Below are 18544 nucleotides of genomic sequence, written 5' to 3'. Positions count from 1 at the left end.
TGTTAAGTAGAGGTGACGGCGGGGTGTCAACGATGTCGACCAAAACAGCCCGGATTTGCCCGATTATCTCCGCATACAGCAGAACGGCTTGCTACTTAACATGTAAGTAGCAAGCCGTTGGAAGGGCAGGCAGTCTCAGCCTCTGCGGGCGATCGGTCCCAGCTCCCGGGACATCCGCACCGCGGCCTGTTCGGGCGTCTGCCGCAGCGCCATGACGTCCTGGACGACGGCCTGCACGACGAGGCTCACCTGGTCGTAGCGCGGGCTCTTGGGGCGCGGCTCGGCCGACAGCACGCTCTGCCGCAGGGTCGGCAGATACGGATAGGTCCGGATCAGGTCGGGGTCCTCGTACAGGTCCGCACGCACCGGCGGCAGCGAACCCTCGGTCAGCACCTGCCGCTGGACACGCTCGCTGGTGAGATAGGCGATCAAGTCGGCGGCCGACTCCGGGTGCCGGGAGTGACTGCTGACGGCGAGGTTGGAGCCGCCCAGCACGCTCGTACCCGGACCGGAAGGACCCGGGAGCGGCACCGCGCCGAACTTGCCGGCCACCTTCGATCCCGGCCCGTTGGCCACCGAGTACACATAGGGCCAGTTCCGCAGGAAGAGCAGCCGGCCGTCCTGGAAGGCCTGCCGGGACTCCTCCTCCTTGTAGCTGCGCGCCTCCGGGGAGATCCAGCCCTCCCGTACCCCGCCGGCCAGGAACTCCAGTCCGGTGCGGGCGGCCGCCGAGTCCACCGTGACCCGGGCGCCGTCGTCGCGCAGGATCGAACCGCCGGCCGAATGCACCACCTCGGTGGCGTTGACCGTCAGCCCCTCGTACGGGAGGAACTGGCCGGCATAGCCGTCCACGCCGTACTCCGGAGCGAGCTTCCTGGCCTGCCGGGCCAGCTCCGCCCAGGTGCGCGGCGGCTGTTCGCCCGCCTTGTCGAGGATGTCCTTGCGGTAGTACAGCAGTCCGGCGTTGGTGACATACGGGACGGCGTACAGACGGTCGTCAAAGGTGGCCGTGTTCACCACCGGCGCCAGGAAGCTGTCCAGCGGGAACCGGTCGCGCTGCAAGGGAGAGATCCAGCCCGCGGCGGCGAACTCCGAGGTCCAGGCCACATCGATGTTCAGCACGTCGAACCGGTCGCCGCCGGAACGCAGTTCGCTGCTCATCTGTGCATGGGTCTCGTCGGCCGAGTCCGGCAGTTCGAGCACCGTGACCCGTTCCCGCGGGTGGTTGTTGTTCCAGTCGTCGAGCAGTGGACCGAGATAGTCGGTCAGATCGCCCGCGGTCACCAGAGTCATCGGTCCGCGCCCCTTGGGGACCACACCGGGCTGAGTGCCGAAACCGGCATATCCGGCCAGCAGCACGGCAGCCACGAGGAAGCCCCTACCCGCGGCATGCATCCACCGCATAGGTTCCTCCCAGTGCACCGATCCGGCCGCGCCGCCGTTCAATGTGGCCTATGTATACCCGTTAGGCATGGGCGATACTAGACGTCCAGGCAGAGAAGGCGGGTGGCGCGAGCCACACCCCGCGTCCGAGCCAACAAGAAACTAACGGACCGGGAGGGAGGGGAGCGCGTGCGGCTGCCGCTCCTGGCACTTCTCACCCGTGGCCCGGCCCACGGTTACGAGCTCAAGCAGGACCTTGAGAAGCTCCTGGGCGCCGCGTACCCTCAGCCGAACGTCGGCCAGATCTACGTCACCCTCGGGCGGTTGGAAAAGGCCGGTCTGATCGCCGGCGAAGACGTCGCACAGGCGGGCAGGCCCAACAAACGAACCTACCGGCTCACCGATGCCGGGCACGAGGCCGTTCTGGCCTGGTTCGAGGAGACCACCGACGAGGCACGGGTCCGGGACGAGTTCTTCATGAAGATCGCCCTCGCTCCCGAGTCCGGCCTGGCCGATCCGGTCGTGCTGATCAACAAGCAGCGTCGGCAGTATCTGAACACCATGCGTGATCTGTCGAAGCTCGCGGCCACCGAGGACCGGGACAACAGGATCTCCCAGCTGCTGATCGAAGGCGCGATGCTGCACCTGCAGGCCGACCTCGACTGGCTCGAACGCTGTCAGGAGGAGCTGGAATGAGCGACGCCGCCGCTCCCGCCGACTCGGGCGCACCCGGTGCGCCGGGCGTCGTACCGATCGTGCGCGCCGAAGGGCTGACCAAGACCCATCACGGCGAAGGCGCGCCGGTGCACGCCGTACGCGGGGTGGACCTGACCGTCCAGCCCGGCGAGTTCGTCGCCGTCACCGGGCCGTCCGGTGCCGGCAAGTCCACGCTGCTCCATCTGATCGGCGGGCTCCAGCGGCCCGACAGCGGCAGTCTCTGGCTCGACGGCCGCCAGGTCGACGCCTATCGCGAGGCGCGCTGGGCGATGCTGCGCCGCAAGAGCATCGGCATCGTCTTCCAGTTCTTCAACCTGGTCTCCGACCTCACGGTCGCCGACAACGTGGAACTGCCCGCGCTGCTCGCGGGCGCATCCCCCAGGGCCGCCCGGGAGAGCCGGGCCGAGCTGCTCTCCGAACTCGGCCTCGAAGGCAGGGAACGGTCCATGCCGGGCGAACTCTCCGGCGGTGAGCAGCAGCGCGTCGCTCTCGCCAGGGCGCTGGTGAACCATCCGGCGCTGCTGCTCGCCGACGAGCCCGCCGGCAGCCTGGACAGCAAGGGAACCCGGGAGGTGCTCCGGCTGCTGTCCCGCTTCCACCAGCGCGGCCAGACGATCCTGCTGGTCACCCACGACGCCAGGATGGCCAGCGCGGCCGACCGGGTCATCAGCTTCTTCGACGGGCGCATAGCCGACGACGCGACCCTCGGCGCGGGGCAGCGCACCACGGGCCGCGGAGTCTCCGGCGTGCTCGAACTGAAGGAGTGACGGTGCGGGCCACTCTTCGCTGGGCGCACGCCGATCTGCGGGCCCACCGCGGGCAGTCGGTCTTCGTCGTCCTCGCCAGCGCCGGGATCATCGGCTCCCTGCTGCTGGCCGTGGCCCTGTTCAGCTACGCGGCCAACCCCTGGCAGCGCATCTTCACCCAGTCCAAGGGTGCCCATGTCTGGCTCCACACCCGGGCCGCCGCGGACACGGACATACTGTCGGGCCTCGACTCGGTCGCCGGGGTCTCGGGTCCGTACCGCACGAGCCAGGCCACTCTCGAGTCGCGCGGTGTCCGTGCGAGCGTGTCCCTGCGGGCGTCCAGCACCCAGCAGCCGGAGATCGCCCGGCCGCTCGTCACCGCCGGCCACTGGCTCAACACGCAAGCCGGCGGCATCGTCCTGGAGAGCTCCGTCGCCCGCGTCCTGTGGGCGGAGCCCGGCGACACCCTGACCGTCAAGGGACCCGACGGCATGCCGCGCACTCTGCGTGTGACCGGTGTGGCCGAGGCCGCGGAACCCCGCTACCGGCCCGGGGGCGATCCCGGAATCGGCTGGGTGCTGCCCGGCACGCTCGACCAGGTCGCCCCACGGAGCACCGGACAGAGCATCGGGCTGCGCCTGGAGGATCCGGCCGATCTCGACTTCACCGTCCAGCAGGCCGTCACGCTCCTCGGCGCGGACCGCGTCGCCGAGGTGACCAAGTGGCAGCAGGCGCGGGCCGAGGCCGGCAGCGACGACCGGCTGCTCGGCCAGCTGTTCGCGGTGTTCGGGCTGGGCGCCCTGCTCTCCGCCGCGCTCGCCGCGTCCGGAGCGATCAGCGCCCGTATCCGCGGACAGCTGCGGGACATCTCCATCCTCAAGGCGATCGGTTTCACGCCTGGCCAGGTGGTACGCGGCTTTCTCGTGCAGCACCTCGCCTTCGCCCTGTTCGGGGTCGCCCTGGGAACGGCGGCGATCGAGCTGCTGGGGAGCCTGATACCGGGCCGGATCGGCGAGGCGGCCGGGGTGTGGCAGGACCTGCCCGGACACACCGCCCTCATGATCGGCGTCTCGAGCGGCGCGGTGCTGCTGATCGCGACCGCCACGTCCCTCGCCGCCTGGCGGGCGGGCCGGGTCCCGCCGGTGCCGATCGCGCGGGCGGCCCTGCCGTCGGCACCTCCGATGACCGGACTGGGCCGGCGGGCGCTCGGAATGCGGGTACCGCCGGCGCTGGTGCTCGGGTGGCGTGCCGCGTTCCCGCGCCGGCCGCGCAGCGCGGTCACCGTGCTCAGGCTGGCGCTGCCGCTCCTCCTGATCACCGTCGCACTGGTCGCCTGGTCCACGCTGGACACGTTCCGCAGCCGCCCCGCGGACATGGGAGTGCCCGCGGCGCTGACCGTACGGGCCGGACAGCCTGGCGGTCTCTCCGGTCAGAACCTCGATCGTCTGCTGGCCGCGCCGCCGGACGTCGCCGCGGTCCACCCGGGCGTGGAGGTCGCGGCCCTGATGCCGGGGCAGACCGGCACCATCACCCTGCGCGGACTCGGCACCGCTCGGGCCCCCTACCCCTTCACCGTGGTCGAAGGGCGTCCGGCCCACGGCCTCGACGAGGCGGTCGCGGGCCAGGGCCTGCTCGACCTGCTGGACGTACAGGTCGGTGACTGGGTGCGGATGACGGTGGAAGGACGGCCGCAGATCCTGCACATCGTCGGGCGCAGCATCGAACCGGAAGCCGGCGGCCGGGTGCTCTCGACGACGATCGACACCCTGGCGGAGCGCGATCCGGCGCTGCTGCCCGACTTCTACCATCTCGTCCTGCGGCCGGGCGCCGACGCCCGTACGGTGAGCGACGATCTCGCCGACACGGCGGGGAGCGCCCTGGAGATCCGGGAGACGCCGAATCCGGCCGACCGGCTGGAACCGGCGCGGGGAGTGATCGCCACCCTGATCGGAGTGCTGGCGCTGATCGGATTCACCGAACTGCTGACGCTCATCGGATCCTCTGTGCGCGAGCGCGGCCGCGACCTGCTCGCGCTCAAGGCGATCGGGCTGACCCCCCGCCAGATCAGCGCCGCGATCATCACGGCCGCCGGTTTCACCGCGTTGCTGGCCGCCGTGCTGGGAACGGGGCTCGGGGTGCTGTCCGGCAGCTGGCTGGTGAACATCCAGGGCCGCTCCAGCGGCATGGGTGCCGGAATCGCCCATGTCCCGCCCGCGCTGCTGCTGGCCTCGGTCGCGGCCGGGGCGGTGCTGGGCGCGGTCGTTGCCGCGGCGGTGCCCGCCACCCGCGCGGCTCGACGCCGGCTGGCCGACTCCCTGGCCGAGACGCTCTGACGGCCCGCCCGCACCTCTACGCGGACGGCCGGCCCGGGAACCTCACCCGGGCCGGCCGCGTACGCACGCACCATGCAGGCGTCAGCCGAGCTCGATGAGCAGATCGCCCGCCTCGACCTGCTGGATCTTCCCGATCGCCAGCCGCCCGACCGTGCCCGCGCACTGGGCGGTGATGGAGGCCTCCATCTTCATCGCCTCGATGGTGGCCACCGTCTGACCGGCCGACACCGAGGAGCCCTCCTCCACCTGGAGCGTCACCACTCCCGCGAACGGCGCGGCGACATGCCGGTCGTTGCCGCGCTCGGCCTTCTCCGCGGCCTTGACCTCGGTGGCGACGGACTTGTCCCGCACCGGCACCGGGCGCAGCTGACCGTTGAGCGTGGCCATCACCGTACGGAAGCCCCGCTCGTCGGCCTCGGAGATCGCCTCCAGCTCGATCAGCAGCGTGACTCCGGCACCGAGGGTGACCGTGTGCTCGGTGTCCGGCTCCAGGCCGTAGAAGAAGTCCTGCGTGGGCAGTACGGACGTGTCGCCGTACGCCTCGCGGTGAGCGTCGAACTCCTTGGTCGGGCCGGGGAACAGCAGCCGGTTCAGCGTCGCACGCCGGCCCTTGTCGAGTCCCTCGCGGTCCTCGTCCGACAGGGTCGGGGTCTCGGCCTGCCCGGGACGGCCCTGGAGCGCGCGCGTACGGAACGGCTCGGGCCAGCCGCCGGGCGGGTCGCCCAGTTCGCCGCGGAGGAATCCGATCACCGAGTCCGGTACGTCGAACTTGCCGGGGTCGGACTCGAAGTCGGCTGCCTCGACGCCGGCTCCGACCAGGTGCAGGGCGAGGTCGCCGACCACCTTCGATGAGGGGGTCACCTTGACCAGGCGGCCCAGCATCCGGTCGGCGGCCGCGTAGCAGTCCTCGATCAGTTCGAAGCGGTCGCCGAGGCCGAGCGCGATGGCCTGCTGACGCAGGTTCGACAGCTGTCCGCCGGGGATCTCGTGGTGGTAGACGCGACCGGTGGGCGAGGCGAGCCCCGACTCGAAGGGCGCGTAGACCTTGCGCATCGCTTCCCAGTACGGCTCGAGGCCCCCGACCGCGTCGAGCGAGAGGCCGGTCGCACGCTCGGTGTGGTCGGTGGCCGCGACGAGCGCCGACAGGGACGGCTGACTGGTGGTGCCCGCCATCGAGGCGACGGCCGCGTCGACGGCGTCGACGCCCGCGTCGATCGCGGCGATCAGCGTCGCGAGCTGGCCGCCCGCCGTGTCATGGGTGTGCAGATGCACCGGCAGGTCGAAGCGCTCGCGCAGCGCGGTCACCAGGGTGCGGGCGGCGGGCGGGCGCAGCAGCCCGGCCATGTCCTTGATGGCCAGTACGTGCGCGCCGGCCTCGACGATCTGCTCCGCGAGGCGCAGGTAGTAGTCGAGCGTGTAGAGCTGTTCGGCCGGGTCGGACAGGTCCGCGGTGTAGCAGAGCGCGACCTCGGCCAGCGCGGTGCCGGTGGACCGTACGGCGTCGATGGCGGGACGCATCTGCGAGACGTCGTTGAGCGCGTCGAAGATCCGGAAGATGTCCATGCCGGTCGCCGCCGCCTCGGCGACGAAGGCCTCGGTCACCTCGACGGGGTAGGGCGTGTAGCCGACGGTGTTGCGCCCGCGCAGCAGCATCTGCGTACAGATGTTGGGCACCGCCTCGCGCAGGGCCGCGAGACGCTCCCAGGGATCCTCGGCGAGGAACCGCAGGGCCACGTCGTAGGTGGCGCCGCCCCAGCACTCCAGGCTCAGCAACTCCGGTGCTGTGCGGGCGACATGAGGGGCGACGGCCAGCAGATCGCGCGTCCTCACCCGGGTGGCCAGCAGGGACTGGTGCGCGTCGCGGAAGGTCGTGTCCGTCACCGCGACGGCACGCTGCGCGCGCAGCTCCGCCGCGAACGCCTCCGGCCCCAGTGCTGCGAGGCGCTGCCGGGAGCCTTCGGCCGGCGGACTGCCCAGCGAGACGGGAGGGAGCTTGACGGCCGGGTCGATGACCTGGGGGCGCGGGCCGTGGGGACGGTTGACGGTCGTCTCGGCGAGATAGGTGAGCATGCGGCTTCCGCGGTCGGCGGACGGCCGCGCTCGGACCAGCTCCGGATGCTCGTCGATGAAGCTCGTTGTGATCCGGCCCTCGCGGAACACCGGGTGGTCGAGCACTGCGCCGAGGAAGGGCAGGTTGGTGGCGACTCCGCGGATCCGGAACTCGGCGATCGCACGCCGTGCGCGGCGGGCGGCGTTGGAGAAGTCGTGGCCGTGGCAGGTCAGCTTGACCAGCATCGAGTCGAAGTGGGCGGACACTTCGGCGCCGGTGTGCACGGTGCCGCCGTCGAGCCGGACGCCGGGGCCGCCCGGGGAACGGTACGCGGAGATGGTGCCGGTGTCGGGGCGGAAACCGTTGGCGGGGTCCTCAGTGGTGATACGGCACTGCAGGGCGGTGCCCGTGAGGACGATGTCGTCCTGCGTCAGGTTCAGTTCGGGAAGCGTGCGTCCCGCGGCGATCCGCAGCTGTCCGATCACCAGGTCCCGGCCGGTGACCTGCTCGGTGACCGTGTGCTCGACCTGGATACGGGGGTTCATCTCGATGAAGACGTGATTGCCGCGCTCGTCGACCAGGAACTCCACGGTGCCCGCGTTGACATACCCGATGTGCCGGGCGAACGCGACGGCGTCGGCGCAGATGCGCGCGCGCAGCTCCGGGTCGAGATTCGGCGCCGGGGCGATCTCGACGACCTTCTGGTGACGCCGCTGCAGCGAACAGTCCCGCTCGTACAGGTGGACGACATTGCCGTGGGCGTCGGCCAGGATCTGCACTTCGATATGGCGCGGGTTGACGACGGCCTGCTCCAGGAACACGGTGGCGTCTCCGAACGCCGACTCCGCTTCACGCATCGCCGCGTCGATCGCCTCCCGCAGCTCGGAGGGCTGGGCGACGCGCCGCATTCCTCGCCCGCCGCCGCCGGCGACGGCCTTGACGAACACGGGGAACCCGATGGAGTCGGCGGCACCCAGCAGCGCGTCCACGTCGGTGGACGGCTCCGACGACTTCAGTACGGGAACCCCGGCCTCGCGGGCGGCCGCCACGGCGCGGGACTTGTTGCCGGTGAGGTGCAGTACGGAAGCGGGCGGTCCGACAAAGGTGATCCCGGCCTCGGCGCACGCGGCGGCGAGGTGGGGGTTCTCCGACAGGAACCCGTATCCGGGGTAGATGGCGTCGGCACCGGCCTTGCGAGCGGCCTTGATGACCTCGTCGACCGAGAGATAGGCCCGCACCGGGTGGCCCTTTTCGCCGATCTGGTAGGCCTCGTCCGCCTTGGCCCGGTGGAGCGAGTTGCGGTCTTCGTAGGGGAACACGGCCACGGTGGAGATACCGAGTTCGAACGCCGCGCGGAAGGCGCGGATCGCGATCTCGCCCCGGTTGGCGACCAATACCTTGCGGAACATCAATGTCCCCTGTCGTGTTGCGGGCGCGCGGCCTCAAGGACTGACGACGTCATTCCGGCTGCCGGGATCGGCATCCGCTGTTCCCGTGGACGGTACCGATCAGTATCGACTGCGTCGATCTCCCGCCGACGGGAGTTACGTCACTCCGCGCTTGCGCTCGAACCCGGTACGCGAGCGCGATTGCTCCGGTTTGAACCGCAGGACGGAGCGAGGGTCCCTGCCGCGACTCGCTGAAGGCAGGGCGACAAAAAAGTCCAGGTCGGCCCGCGAGGGCCGACCTGGACGTAAGGATCAGACGAGGTCGAAGCGGTCCAGGTTCATCACCTTGGTCCACGCCGCGACGAAGTCGTTCACGAACTTCTCCTTCGCGTCATCGCTCGCGTAGACCTCCGCGACCGCACGCAGCTCGGAGTTCGACCCGAAGACCAGGTCGGCACGGCTGCCGGTCCACTTGACCTCGCCGGCGGCGTCGCTGCCCTCGAAGGTGTTCGCGTCCTCGGACGTCGCCTTCCACGTCGTACCCAGGTCGAGCAGGTTGACGAAGAAGTCGTTGGTCAGCGACCCGGGCGTCGTGGTGAAGACGCCGTGCGGCGACTGCTGGTGGTTCGCACCGATGACGCGCAGGCCACCGACGAGGACCGTCAGCTCGGGGGCGCTCAGCGTCAGCAGGTTCGCCTTGTCGAGCAGCAGGTACTCGGCCGGCAGCCGGTTGCCCTTCCCGAGGTAGTTGCGGAACCCGTCGGCGGTCGGCTCGAGCGCGGCGAACGACTCCACGTCCGTCTGCTCCTGGGTCGCGTCCGCGCGGCCCGGCGAGAAGGGAACCTCGACGTCGAATCCGGCGTCCTTGGCAGCCTTCTCGACGCCAACGCCACCGGCGAGCACGATCAGATCGGCGAGCGAGACCTGCTTGCCGCCGGTCTGGGCCGCGTTGAACACCGCCTGGATTCCCTCCAGGGTGCGCAGCACGGTCGCCAGCTGGTCGGGGTCGTTGACCTCCCACCCGCTCTGCGGCTGGAGGCGGAGGCGCGCACCGTTGGCGCCGCCGCGCTTGTCGCTGCCGCGGAAGGACGAGGCCGACGCCCACGCGGCGGACACGAGCTGGGACACCGACAGGCCCGAGGCGAGGATCTGGCTCTTGAGGGAGGCGATGTCCTCGGCGTTGACGAGCTCGTGCGTCACGGCGGGGAGCGGGTCCTGCCACAGCAGCATCTCGGACGGGACCTCCGGGCCGAGGTAGCGCACGATCGGGCCCATGTCGCGGTGGGTCAGCTTGAACCACGCGCGGGCGAACGCGTCCGCGAACTCGGCGGGGTTGTCCTTGAAGCGACGCGAGATCTGCTCGTAGGCCGGGTCGACCCGGAGCGAGAGGTCGGTCGTCAGCATCGTCGGGGCGTGGGTCTTCGACGCGTCGTGGGCGTCGGGCACGGTGCCCGCACCGGCGCCGCCCTTCGGCCGCCACTGGTGGGCGCCGGCGGGGCTCTTGAACTGCTCCCACTCGTAGCCGAACAGGATCTCGAAGAAGCTGTTGTCCCACGTGGTCGGCGTGTTCGTCCAGATGCCCTCGAGGCCGCTGGTGATCGCGTCGCCGCCCTTGCCGGTCCCGAAGGAGCTCGCCCAGCCGAGGCCCTGCGCCTCGAGCGGGGCGGCCTCGGGGTCGGCGCCGACGCTCTCCGCCGGGCCCGCGCCGTGGGTCTTGCCGAAGGTGTGACCGCCCGCGATCAGGGCGACCGTCTCCTCGTCGTTCATCGCCATCCGGCGGAACGTCTCACGGATGTCGCGCGCCGCGGCGATCGGGTCCGGATTGCCGTTGGGGCCCTCCGGGTTGACGTAGATGAGGCCCATCTGGACCGCGCCGAGCGGGTTCTCCAGCTCACGGTCGCCGGTGTAGCGCTCGTCGTCGAGCCAGGTGGTCTCGGGACCCCAGTAGACGTCCTCGTCGGGCTCCCACACGTCCGGACGACCGCCGCCGAAGCCGAAGGTCTCGAAGCCCATCTGCTCCAGGGCGACGTTGCCGGTGAGGATCATGAGGTCGGCCCACGAGAGGCTCTTGCCGTACTTCTTCTTGACCGGCCACAGCAGGCGGCGGGCCTTGTCGAGGTTGCCGTTGTCCGGCCAGCTGTTGAGGGGCGCGAAGCGCTGCTGGCCGGCCCCGGCGCCGCCGCGGCCGTCGCTGATGCGGTAGGTACCGGCGCTGTGCCACGCCATCCGGATCATGAACGGGCCGTAGTGGCCGAAGTCGGCGGGCCACCAGTCCTGCGAGGTCGTCAGCACCTCCGCGATGTCCTGCTTGACTGCCGGGAGGTCGAGGGTCTTGAACGCCGCGGCGTAGTCGAACTCCTCACCGAGGGGGTTGGCCACGGCGGGGTTCTTGGCGAGGATCTTCAGGTTGAGCTGCTCCGGCCACCACTGGCGGTTTCCGCCCCCCTGAGTCGGGTGCGGCGCGCGCCCGTGCGCGACCGGGCAGCCGCCTGCGCCCTCCGTCTTGGCGTCTGTGACGATTGCGTCAGGGTTCTCAGACATGACAATCCTTCCGGACTTGTTGCATCACGGTGCTCAGGAAATACGGGAGGAAAAAAGTCGGGGCGGCAGGGCTGTCGACCGGTTCCGTGCGGCGTACGCACGCCTGTGAGGCGGTCGCCTCGACGCCGAGGCGATCACCGTCGCGGGCGGTCTCGAGCAGCGCGACGCGGGCGGCTGTCACCGAGCTGACCGGCACCGCGCCACTCCTCGGCGGTGTCCCGTCACGTCTCTGTCTCCTGCCGTACTGGAGTCTTCCTGCCCCTTGGCTATCGCCGGAACCGATCCTACGATGGACAGGATCTAAGTCAAGAAGCGCGTCAAACCCATATCCGATCGGAACCCGGACAACCACTGGTAAACTCCGTGTATACCACCGAACTTGAATAGGTGCACAGATATGAGTGACCTGCTGGAGCGACTGCGAGGGCGTGGCTGGCGGATGACCTCCCAGCGGCGTGTCGTTGCTGAGGTCCTCGACGGCGATCATGTGCATCTCACCGCCGACGAGGTGCACGCCCGTGCAGTAGAACGGCTGCCGGAGATCTCCCGGGCGACCGTCTACAACGCCCTGGGCGAGCTGGTCTCTCTCGGCGAGGTCATCGAGGTTTCCACCGAAGGCCGCGCCAAGCGCTACGACCCCAACGCACACCACCCGCATCAGCACCTAGTGTGCTCCAACTGCGGCACCATCCGCGATGTCCACCCGGTCGGCGATCCCATGGCCGCCCTCCCGGCGGAGGAACGGTTCGGTTTCACGGTGTCCGACGTCGAGGTCACCTACCGCGGGCTCTGCCCGTCCTGTGCCTAGGCGAAGACGACTGGGCCGAGTGCTCGATCAAGGCCCCTGGCCGCCGCCAAGGGTGCCCCGTCTTCGCGGGGCACCCTCGCCGTGTCACATGCGCAGGCGCTTCAGGCCGACGGCATCAGCACCCGCGCCGCTCCTTTCTCCTTGTTGTGCCGGTCGGCCCAGGTGGTGAGGGCCGTGCTGCACGCGTGATCGACATGCCGCAGATCGAGCAGGTCGAGCTCGATGCGCCGGTCCTTCGGCAGCCCTTCGAGGGTGTCGAGGATCCGGGGCAGCCGCAGGAACGTCGCGTTGCCGGAGAGGACCACGCGCAGGGGGGCGTTCCGGTCGGAGCCTTCGTCCACCTGCACGTGGACGTGCGACGTCTCCCAGGCCGTCTTGGCGACGGCGAGCAGCAGCCCGGCCAGCACGCCCTCGAACATGCTGGTGGCGACGATCGCGACCGCGGTCGCCACCAGGATCAGCGCTTCTCCGCGGTGCTCGCGCCACAGCGGCCCGAGTTCCTTCAGCGGGATGAGCTTCCAGCCGGAGTAGACCAGGATGCCGGCGAGCGCGGCGACCGGTATGAGACCGAGCGCAGCCGGTACGAGCGCCGCGAAGAGCAGCAGCCACACACCGTGCAGCACCCGTGACGCCTTGGTTCGGGCACCCGCTTGCACATTGGCCGCGCTGCGCACGATGACGGCGGTCATCGGCAGCGCCCCGAGGGCTCCGCACAAGGTGTTGCCCGCGCCCTGCGCCATCAGCTCCTTGTCGTAGTCGGTACCGGGTCCGCTGTGCAGCCGGTCCACGGCGGCGGCGCTGAACAGACTCTCCGCCGAGGCGATAAGCGTGATGGCGACGACCGTGCCGATCGCACCGATCAGTCCGGCATCCATGATGCCGCCGAGGTCGTCGGGGGACGGTGGCCGGATCGCGCCCAGCAGCCCCTGCACGTCGACCCGCTTCACGGACAGTCCGAACAGCGCGACGACGGACGTGGTCAGAGCGACGGCTGCCAGCGGTGCGGGGACCACCCGGACCTTCGGCGGCAGATGCTTCCACAGTGCCATCAGCACCACGGTGACCGCGCCGAGGCCGAAGGCGGTCAGCGCTTCGGGCGAGCGGGTCGTACTGATGAGCATCCCGGGCAGGCCCAGCAGGTTGGCCGGGCCCGAGCCGGGCGCCTTCGCGTCGGCCATGGCGTAGAACTGACCGGCGATCAGCACGAGACCGATCCCGGCCAGCATCCCTTCCACCACGGCGATGGAGATGGCGCGGAACCAGCGGCCGAGCCGCAGGGCTCCCATGACCAGTTGGAGAACGCCCGCCGTGAGGACGAAGACGCCGAGGGCCCCGAGTCCGAATTCGTTGACGGCTTCGAGGACGAGAACCGTCAACCCCGCGGCGGGTCCGCTGACTTGGAGGCTGCTTCCGGGGAGCAGCCCGGTGACGAGCCCGCCGACGATGCCGGTCACCAGGCCGAGTTCGGCCGGGACACCGGAAGCGACGGCCACGCCCACGCACAGCGGCAGGGCGACCAGGAAGACGACGACGGACGCGGTGAGATCGGCTCGCAGCGTCGAGGCGGAGGGTCGCTCCACGCGCTGCTGCGCGGCCCGCCGGTGGCGTCCGCGGTTCCCGCGCTCGCGGGTTTCGTCGGCGCTCACAGCGGAAGGAACGCGTCGTCGTGCGGCCGGTGTACGAGCACCGAGCCGGTGTCTATCTCGTAGAACCAGCCGTGCAGCCTCAGCCGTCCGTCCGCGGCACGGCGGGCGACGCAGGGGTAGTCGTACAACCGGCTGAGCTGGCGCAGCACATGGTGCTGGACGGCCTCGGCGATGGCGGGGGACGAAGCGTCCGCGAAGAGGGGCGGGGGTGTGGCACTTTCGAGCCAGCCGCGGACCGCGGGGACGGCGGAGAGGTCTTCGCCGCGCACCATCGCGCCGACGGCACCGCAGTGGGAGTGGCCGCAGACGACGATGTCGGCGACGCCCAGCACTTCTACGGCGTACTCGATGGTGGCTGCCTCGCTCGAGTGCCGGTCGGGATCGTGTTCGGGGATGATGCTGCCGGCCGTGCGGAGCTCGAAGAGCTCGCCGGGGCGGGCGCCGGTGATCAGCGAAGGGATCACCCGCGAATCGGAGCAGGTGATGAACATCGCTTCCGGGGACTGGCCGTCCGCGAGGCGGCCGAACTCCTCGGCCTGGGCGGCGGCCCGGTGCCGGAAGGCGCGGGCATTCTTCATGAGCATGTGCATGGGGGTGTGCCTCCAGCGCGCCGGAGCGCGCGGTGGTGAGTCGTCATATCGGATCGGATCGCAGGTACTTGGTGGGGGTCCGTGCGGGATTCGACGCGTCGATCAGAGGCGGAACACCAGCGGCACGGCGGGCCGTGCCGGGCGCTGTCCGGGTGGACCGAGAGGTGGTGCCCCGTGCACCGGGGAGGCGGCGGAGCCGCCGTCATCTGTGGGGGCCGATGCGGGGCGATCGCCTGTGGGCGGATTCCGGGCGGCCTGCGGTGTGTTGGGCCGGCTGCCGTTGCAAGAAGGGGATGCCTTGTCCAAGGGATTCGGATCGTCCCGGGAGGAGTTGGCGGTTGAGCCGCGTAAGCCGGGTCCCTCGGTCGGGAGTGCTGCTTTTCGCCGCGTCACGGTGCCTCCCGACTTCGGCCGACAACAATTGGTCCAACTGGTCAGTAACTCCAGCCTCTTGAGTCACTGTGACACCACGAGGTCGCAAAAGTCAGCGATTCGTTAAACATTCGTGAGCGTCACACCACTTGACAGTCGCCAGGCAGCAGGGCTACCGCGGGTCACCCCAGTTGAGGCGCCGATGACGCCAGGACCGCCGTAGGACGGCTTCATACGCCGGCGGACGTGCCCGGGGCGCGCCCTGGCACCCGCGATGAGCGGGCGTCGCGCGAAACCGCCGCGGACGGCGTCCCGCCAGTGATGTTGCTCTCCTGGACGGCGAGTGGGACCAGAGGGTTCCCTGCCGGCAGCAGGTCATTACTTTCGCCAACTTCAGCACGACAAAGGGTCCCTGGTGGGATAGTCGGTCCATTGCGTCCGAGCAGTGATCAGGGCCGTCGTGTCGGTAGGTGCTCCGGGCACGATCGTCCAGTACAGGGGGGCCGCGCGCGATGGATGCGCTGGGACTGGCGGAGACGGTGGAGGCGCTGCGCGCCGAGTTGGCCCGGGCGGCGGCCGCGGGGGCGGGGTCCGGGTTCCAGTTCCCGCTGACGGGGGTACAGCTGGAGTTCCATGTGGCAGTGACCCGGACTGCCGAGGGAAGCGCCGGGGTGAAGTTCTGGGTGGTGGAGCTGGGCGGCGCGGGCGGCTACGCGCGAGAGGAGATTCAGACCGTAACGGTGACCCTGGGTGCGCCTGTGGGTCCGGACGGCCTCCCGGTCAAGATTCACCGTGGTTCCGCCGGGAAGCCTTGAGTCGGCGCAGCTCTATGGACGACGCGTACGGCACCGGGACTGGCCGGGCAGTCGAGGTGCTCTATGACCGTGGCAAGGACGCTCCACCACCGCTGCTTCGGTGGAGCGCCGGTTCGGGCTATCTCATCGGCGGTCACCTGGTACTGACCGCCGCGCACAACCTCGACTACCGGCAGGAACTCAGCCGTGATGAAAAGCTGTTGGTGCGCGACATCAACGGTTCCGAGTACATGGCGAAGGTCCTGCTCGTCTGCGACCGAAGCTCCGACGAGGACCTCGCCCTTCTGGTGATCGACGATCCCGCGTTCCCAGACATGTCTGCGGTCTCCTTCGCCCAGGTGAACCGGGACAGCCCCGAGGCGGTAACGGGCTGCTGGGCCGTCGGCTTCCCGAAGTTCGTGGAGGCCGGTCCGGTTCTGCCTGAAGGCAGCCCCAGGGACACATGGCATGTCCACGGCGAGATACCCCCCGGGGGGAGACAGCGCGCCGGCACGCTGGCCCTGCGCGTGAATGACGCCCCACTCCCGCTCCGTGACTCGGCATGGCAGGGAATGTCCGGTGCCGTCGCCTTTGCCGGTAGCCCGGGCGGCCCTCAGCATGCCGTCGGGGTCGTCATCGAGCATCACACGTCTGAGGGAGAATCGACTCTCACCGTCGAACCGGTCAACGCCATCATCGATCCGGACAGGGCGAGACAGTGGTGGGAGTACCTCGGAGTGGGCGAACCGGACGGCCTCCCGGTGCTGCCGCAGCCGCGGCGCGGTTCTGCTCCCCGCCCACAACGCGGCTGGGAACGCGGGTATCTCGGAATGCTTCGCGACAAGCACGCGGGGGTGACGGTTCCACTGTCGTCCGAGGACCAGTCCGTGGCCCTCGAGCGCGTCTACCTGCCGCTGGACCTCAGCCCCGGTGACGGGCACGGCACCGTAACCGCCGAGGACCTGCTCCAGGCCAAGGTCGCCGTCGTCATCGGCGATGCGGGTTCCGGCAAGTCCACGTTCTTGAGGTGGCTGACGATATGGCTCGCCAAGAAGCGGCTGGAGCAGCAGCATCCGACGGCGGGCAGCGCACCCGCGGTTTCCGGGCCCCGTGCGCGTCTGCCTGTCTGGATGCCGGCGGTGGACGCTCTGGAATCGTTGAGCGGGTCCGGCAGTGGCCGCGCAGCGAGCCCGAGGAACATCGGGGACAGCTGGACGAAGGCGCTTTCCCGTCAACTGAACCTCCAGCCTGAACAGGCCCGGAGGCTGCTCGACGACGGCGATCTGATCGTCGTCCTCGACGGTCTCGACGAAATCCCGGACGCGGACGCACGCATCGGCCTGGTCGAGGCGATCCACGTGCTCCACCACATGCTCTCGCCCAGCGCGGTGCACTTGGTCATCAGTTCCCGTCCAGGGGCATGGACGCCCGCACTCCCGAACGCCACCCGGGTGCACTTGCTGCCGATGACCGAGGACAAGAGGGACCAGTACCTCCAGAAATGGTGTGAGGGGGTCCGGACGCCAGACCCGGAGCGGGCGCGGAGATTCATCGACGATGCCATCAGGGGATCCAGCGGCCTCGCCAACCTCGCCACGAATCCGCAGTTCGCCGCAATGCTCGTGCAGATCGCGAGTGGACCGATCCCGCATCAGCGCGTTCCTCTGTACGAGGCGTTCATCGAAAACGTCCTGGCCAAGCCGGCCGTGAGAAAGTTGGGCATCTCGCCGACGGTGTTGCGCGGTCATCTCGAAGCAATGGCGGTCGTTTTGCAGCGAGAACGCTCCCGACCCACCTCGTCGACCGGTTACCTGCGCATCGAGGCCGCACACCGAATTCTCGCCGAGCGAATCGCCGCCACGGAGCCGGCCGATACCGCCAGATCCCTCCTCGACAGCCTTGTTCTGCACACGGGCCTGCTCGCGGTCAAGAGACCCTCGCCCTTCGACTGCACCGTCGCCTTCGCGCATCAGACGTTCCAGGAGTTTCTCGCGGCCGGTCACTTCGCAACCCGGCCCAAAGAGCTGGCCGAGCATCTCACCGATGCCGCCTGGGTTGAGACCATCGCGCTGGCCGCAGGCATCCGTGCACGCAGTGATCCCGACAGACTGCCCGCCTTCTTCACCGCACTCCTACGACCGCCCGGGATCCTGCCCGGCAGCGACGCTGCGAGCCGGGACACATGGATCGAGTGGGCACCGAGGCTGGCGGCTGTGACGGTGGCACTCGAAGAGGTCGACGCCTTCCTGCCCGAAGACCGGAAGGCGGACCTGCTCGCACCCGTACACGCCGTACAGAGGGACATCAAGCCGGTGTGGGCGTCTCTTCAGCTCCAAGACCGGCGCCGTATCGCCGCGGGATTCTGCAGGGTCCTCGACAGCGACTTCAAAGTGCCGGAGCGCTGGGCGGAGATACCGGCCGGGGTGTTCATCCGCGGGTCGGACGACCTCGACGCCTGGGACCACGAACGACCGGCGAAGCCGATCCGGCTCGACCGATACATGATTCAGCGGTGGCCCGTGACCGTCGGCGACTACGCACGTTTCCTCGCCGACCGAGGCCAGCACGACAACAGATGGTGGGACGGGGAAGGATGCGCGTGGCGTGACCGCGAAGACGCCGTGACGCCACTCGGCTGGGACGCCCAGCGTGTCCACACCAACCGCCCGGTGACCGGCGTCTCCTTCTGGGAGGCGACCGCCTATGCACGGTGGCTCTCCCGATGCGGCCCCGTCCCCGAAGGCCATGTCGCGGCACTCCCCACCGAGGCACAGTGGGAGAAGGCAGCCCGAAGCCCTGCAGTCGAGACGGAGCCCCGTGCGGAGCGGTTTCCGTGGGGCGACGAATGGCTCGACGACCGGGCGAACTGCCGCCGGTCGAACGTCGGTATCTGCCCGGTGATGCTGTTTCCCCCCGGCCCTTACCGGATCTGGGACATGGCCGGCAATGTCGCCGAGCGCTGTCGCGACGGCTTCGTCGGACACTGCGAGGCGGAGACCTCCGACGTCAATCCCGCGGTGACGGACTACAGACACGGGCATGTGGTCAAGGGCGGCGGGTTCCGCTCCTTCCCCATGGACCTCCGCGTCTCTGCGCGCTTCGGCGACGACAGGGCCGCCCGTGCGGACTGGATCGGTTTTCGACTCGCCGCCGTACCAACCGACCCCGAGGGGTAG

General features: G+C 69.7%; 11 protein-coding genes and 1 pseudogene. 6 read left to right on the top strand and 6 right to left on the bottom strand.

Going from position 1 to position 18544, the window contains the following annotated elements; translation table 11 throughout:
- Window positions 1-135: 135 nt before the first annotated feature.
- A complete protein-coding gene (locus ACH4YL_RS12735; protein WP_398507284.1) occupies window positions 136-1404 on the bottom strand; it encodes an ABC transporter substrate-binding protein in 1269 nt (422 codons plus the stop codon).
- 168 nt (window positions 1405-1572) lie between these two features.
- Here ACH4YL_RS12735 and ACH4YL_RS12730 point away from each other — a divergent pair, with 168 nt between their 5' ends.
- Genes ACH4YL_RS12730 through ACH4YL_RS12720 form a run of 3 tightly spaced genes read left to right on the top strand, consistent with a single transcriptional unit; the run spans window position 1573 to window position 5179 of the window.
- On the top strand, window positions 1573-2079 hold the full coding sequence (locus ACH4YL_RS12730; protein WP_398507283.1) for a PadR family transcriptional regulator: 507 nt from the start codon (window positions 1573-1575) through the stop codon (window positions 2077-2079).
- A complete protein-coding gene (locus tag ACH4YL_RS12725) occupies window positions 2076-2867 on the top strand; it encodes an ABC transporter ATP-binding protein (RefSeq protein WP_398507282.1) in 792 nt (263 codons plus the stop codon). The genes ACH4YL_RS12730 and ACH4YL_RS12725 overlap by 4 nt, the downstream gene beginning before the upstream one ends.
- Window positions 2868-2869: 2 nt before the next feature.
- Window positions 2870-5179 (top strand): FtsX-like permease family protein, encoded by a 2310-nt coding sequence (locus tag ACH4YL_RS12720; RefSeq protein WP_398507281.1) that lies wholly within the window; start codon window positions 2870-2872, stop codon window positions 5177-5179.
- A gap of 81 nt (window positions 5180-5260) precedes the next feature.
- Here the strand turns inward: ACH4YL_RS12720 and ACH4YL_RS12715 are convergent, their stop codons facing one another.
- The 3 genes and pseudogenes from ACH4YL_RS12715 to ACH4YL_RS12705 form a co-directional block, all read right to left on the bottom strand.
- Window positions 5261-8638, bottom strand: a complete 3378-nt coding sequence (locus tag ACH4YL_RS12715) for a pyruvate carboxylase (protein WP_398507280.1) — start codon at window positions 8636-8638, stop codon at window positions 5261-5263.
- A gap of 291 nt (window positions 8639-8929) precedes the next feature.
- Complete coding sequence (gene katG, locus ACH4YL_RS12710) at window positions 8930-11158, bottom strand: catalase/peroxidase HPI (protein ID WP_398507279.1); 2229 nt, start codon at window positions 11156-11158, stop codon at window positions 8930-8932.
- Between the two features lie 106 nt (window positions 11159-11264).
- Window positions 11265-11373: pseudogene (locus tag ACH4YL_RS12705) on the bottom strand (transcriptional repressor); the annotation flags it as partial.
- Between the two features lie 182 nt (window positions 11374-11555).
- Between ACH4YL_RS12705 and ACH4YL_RS12700 the strand changes: the two are divergent.
- Window positions 11556-11966, top strand: coding sequence for a Fur family transcriptional regulator (locus ACH4YL_RS12700; RefSeq protein ID WP_398507278.1), 411 nt, complete (start codon window positions 11556-11558; stop codon window positions 11964-11966).
- A gap of 101 nt (window positions 11967-12067) precedes the next feature.
- Here ACH4YL_RS12700 and ACH4YL_RS12695 read toward each other — a convergent pair whose 3' ends face one another.
- Both ACH4YL_RS12695 and ACH4YL_RS12690 read right to left on the bottom strand, forming a co-directional pair.
- Window positions 12068-13546 (bottom strand): SulP family inorganic anion transporter, encoded by a 1479-nt coding sequence (locus ACH4YL_RS12695; protein WP_398507342.1) that lies wholly within the window; start codon window positions 13544-13546, stop codon window positions 12068-12070.
- Between the two features lie 62 nt (window positions 13547-13608).
- Window positions 13609-14202, bottom strand: a complete 594-nt coding sequence (locus ACH4YL_RS12690) for a carbonic anhydrase (protein WP_398507277.1) — start codon at window positions 14200-14202, stop codon at window positions 13609-13611.
- Between the two features lie 884 nt (window positions 14203-15086).
- Here ACH4YL_RS12690 and ACH4YL_RS12685 point away from each other — a divergent pair.
- Together ACH4YL_RS12685 and ACH4YL_RS12680 are read left to right on the top strand one after the other, a co-directional pair.
- A complete protein-coding gene (locus ACH4YL_RS12685) occupies window positions 15087-15389 on the top strand; it encodes a trypco2 family protein (protein WP_398507276.1) in 303 nt (100 codons plus the stop codon).
- A gap of 14 nt (window positions 15390-15403) precedes the next feature.
- Window positions 15404-18544, top strand: coding sequence for an SUMF1/EgtB/PvdO family nonheme iron enzyme (locus ACH4YL_RS12680; protein ID WP_398507275.1), 3141 nt, complete (start codon window positions 15404-15406; stop codon window positions 18542-18544).

Origin of the sequence: Streptomyces sp. NPDC020681, assembly GCF_044334895.1 — a bacterium.
GTDB lineage: Bacteria > Actinomycetota > Actinomycetes > Streptomycetales > Streptomycetaceae > Streptomyces.
This window is presented reverse-complemented; position numbering and strand designations above follow the sequence as displayed.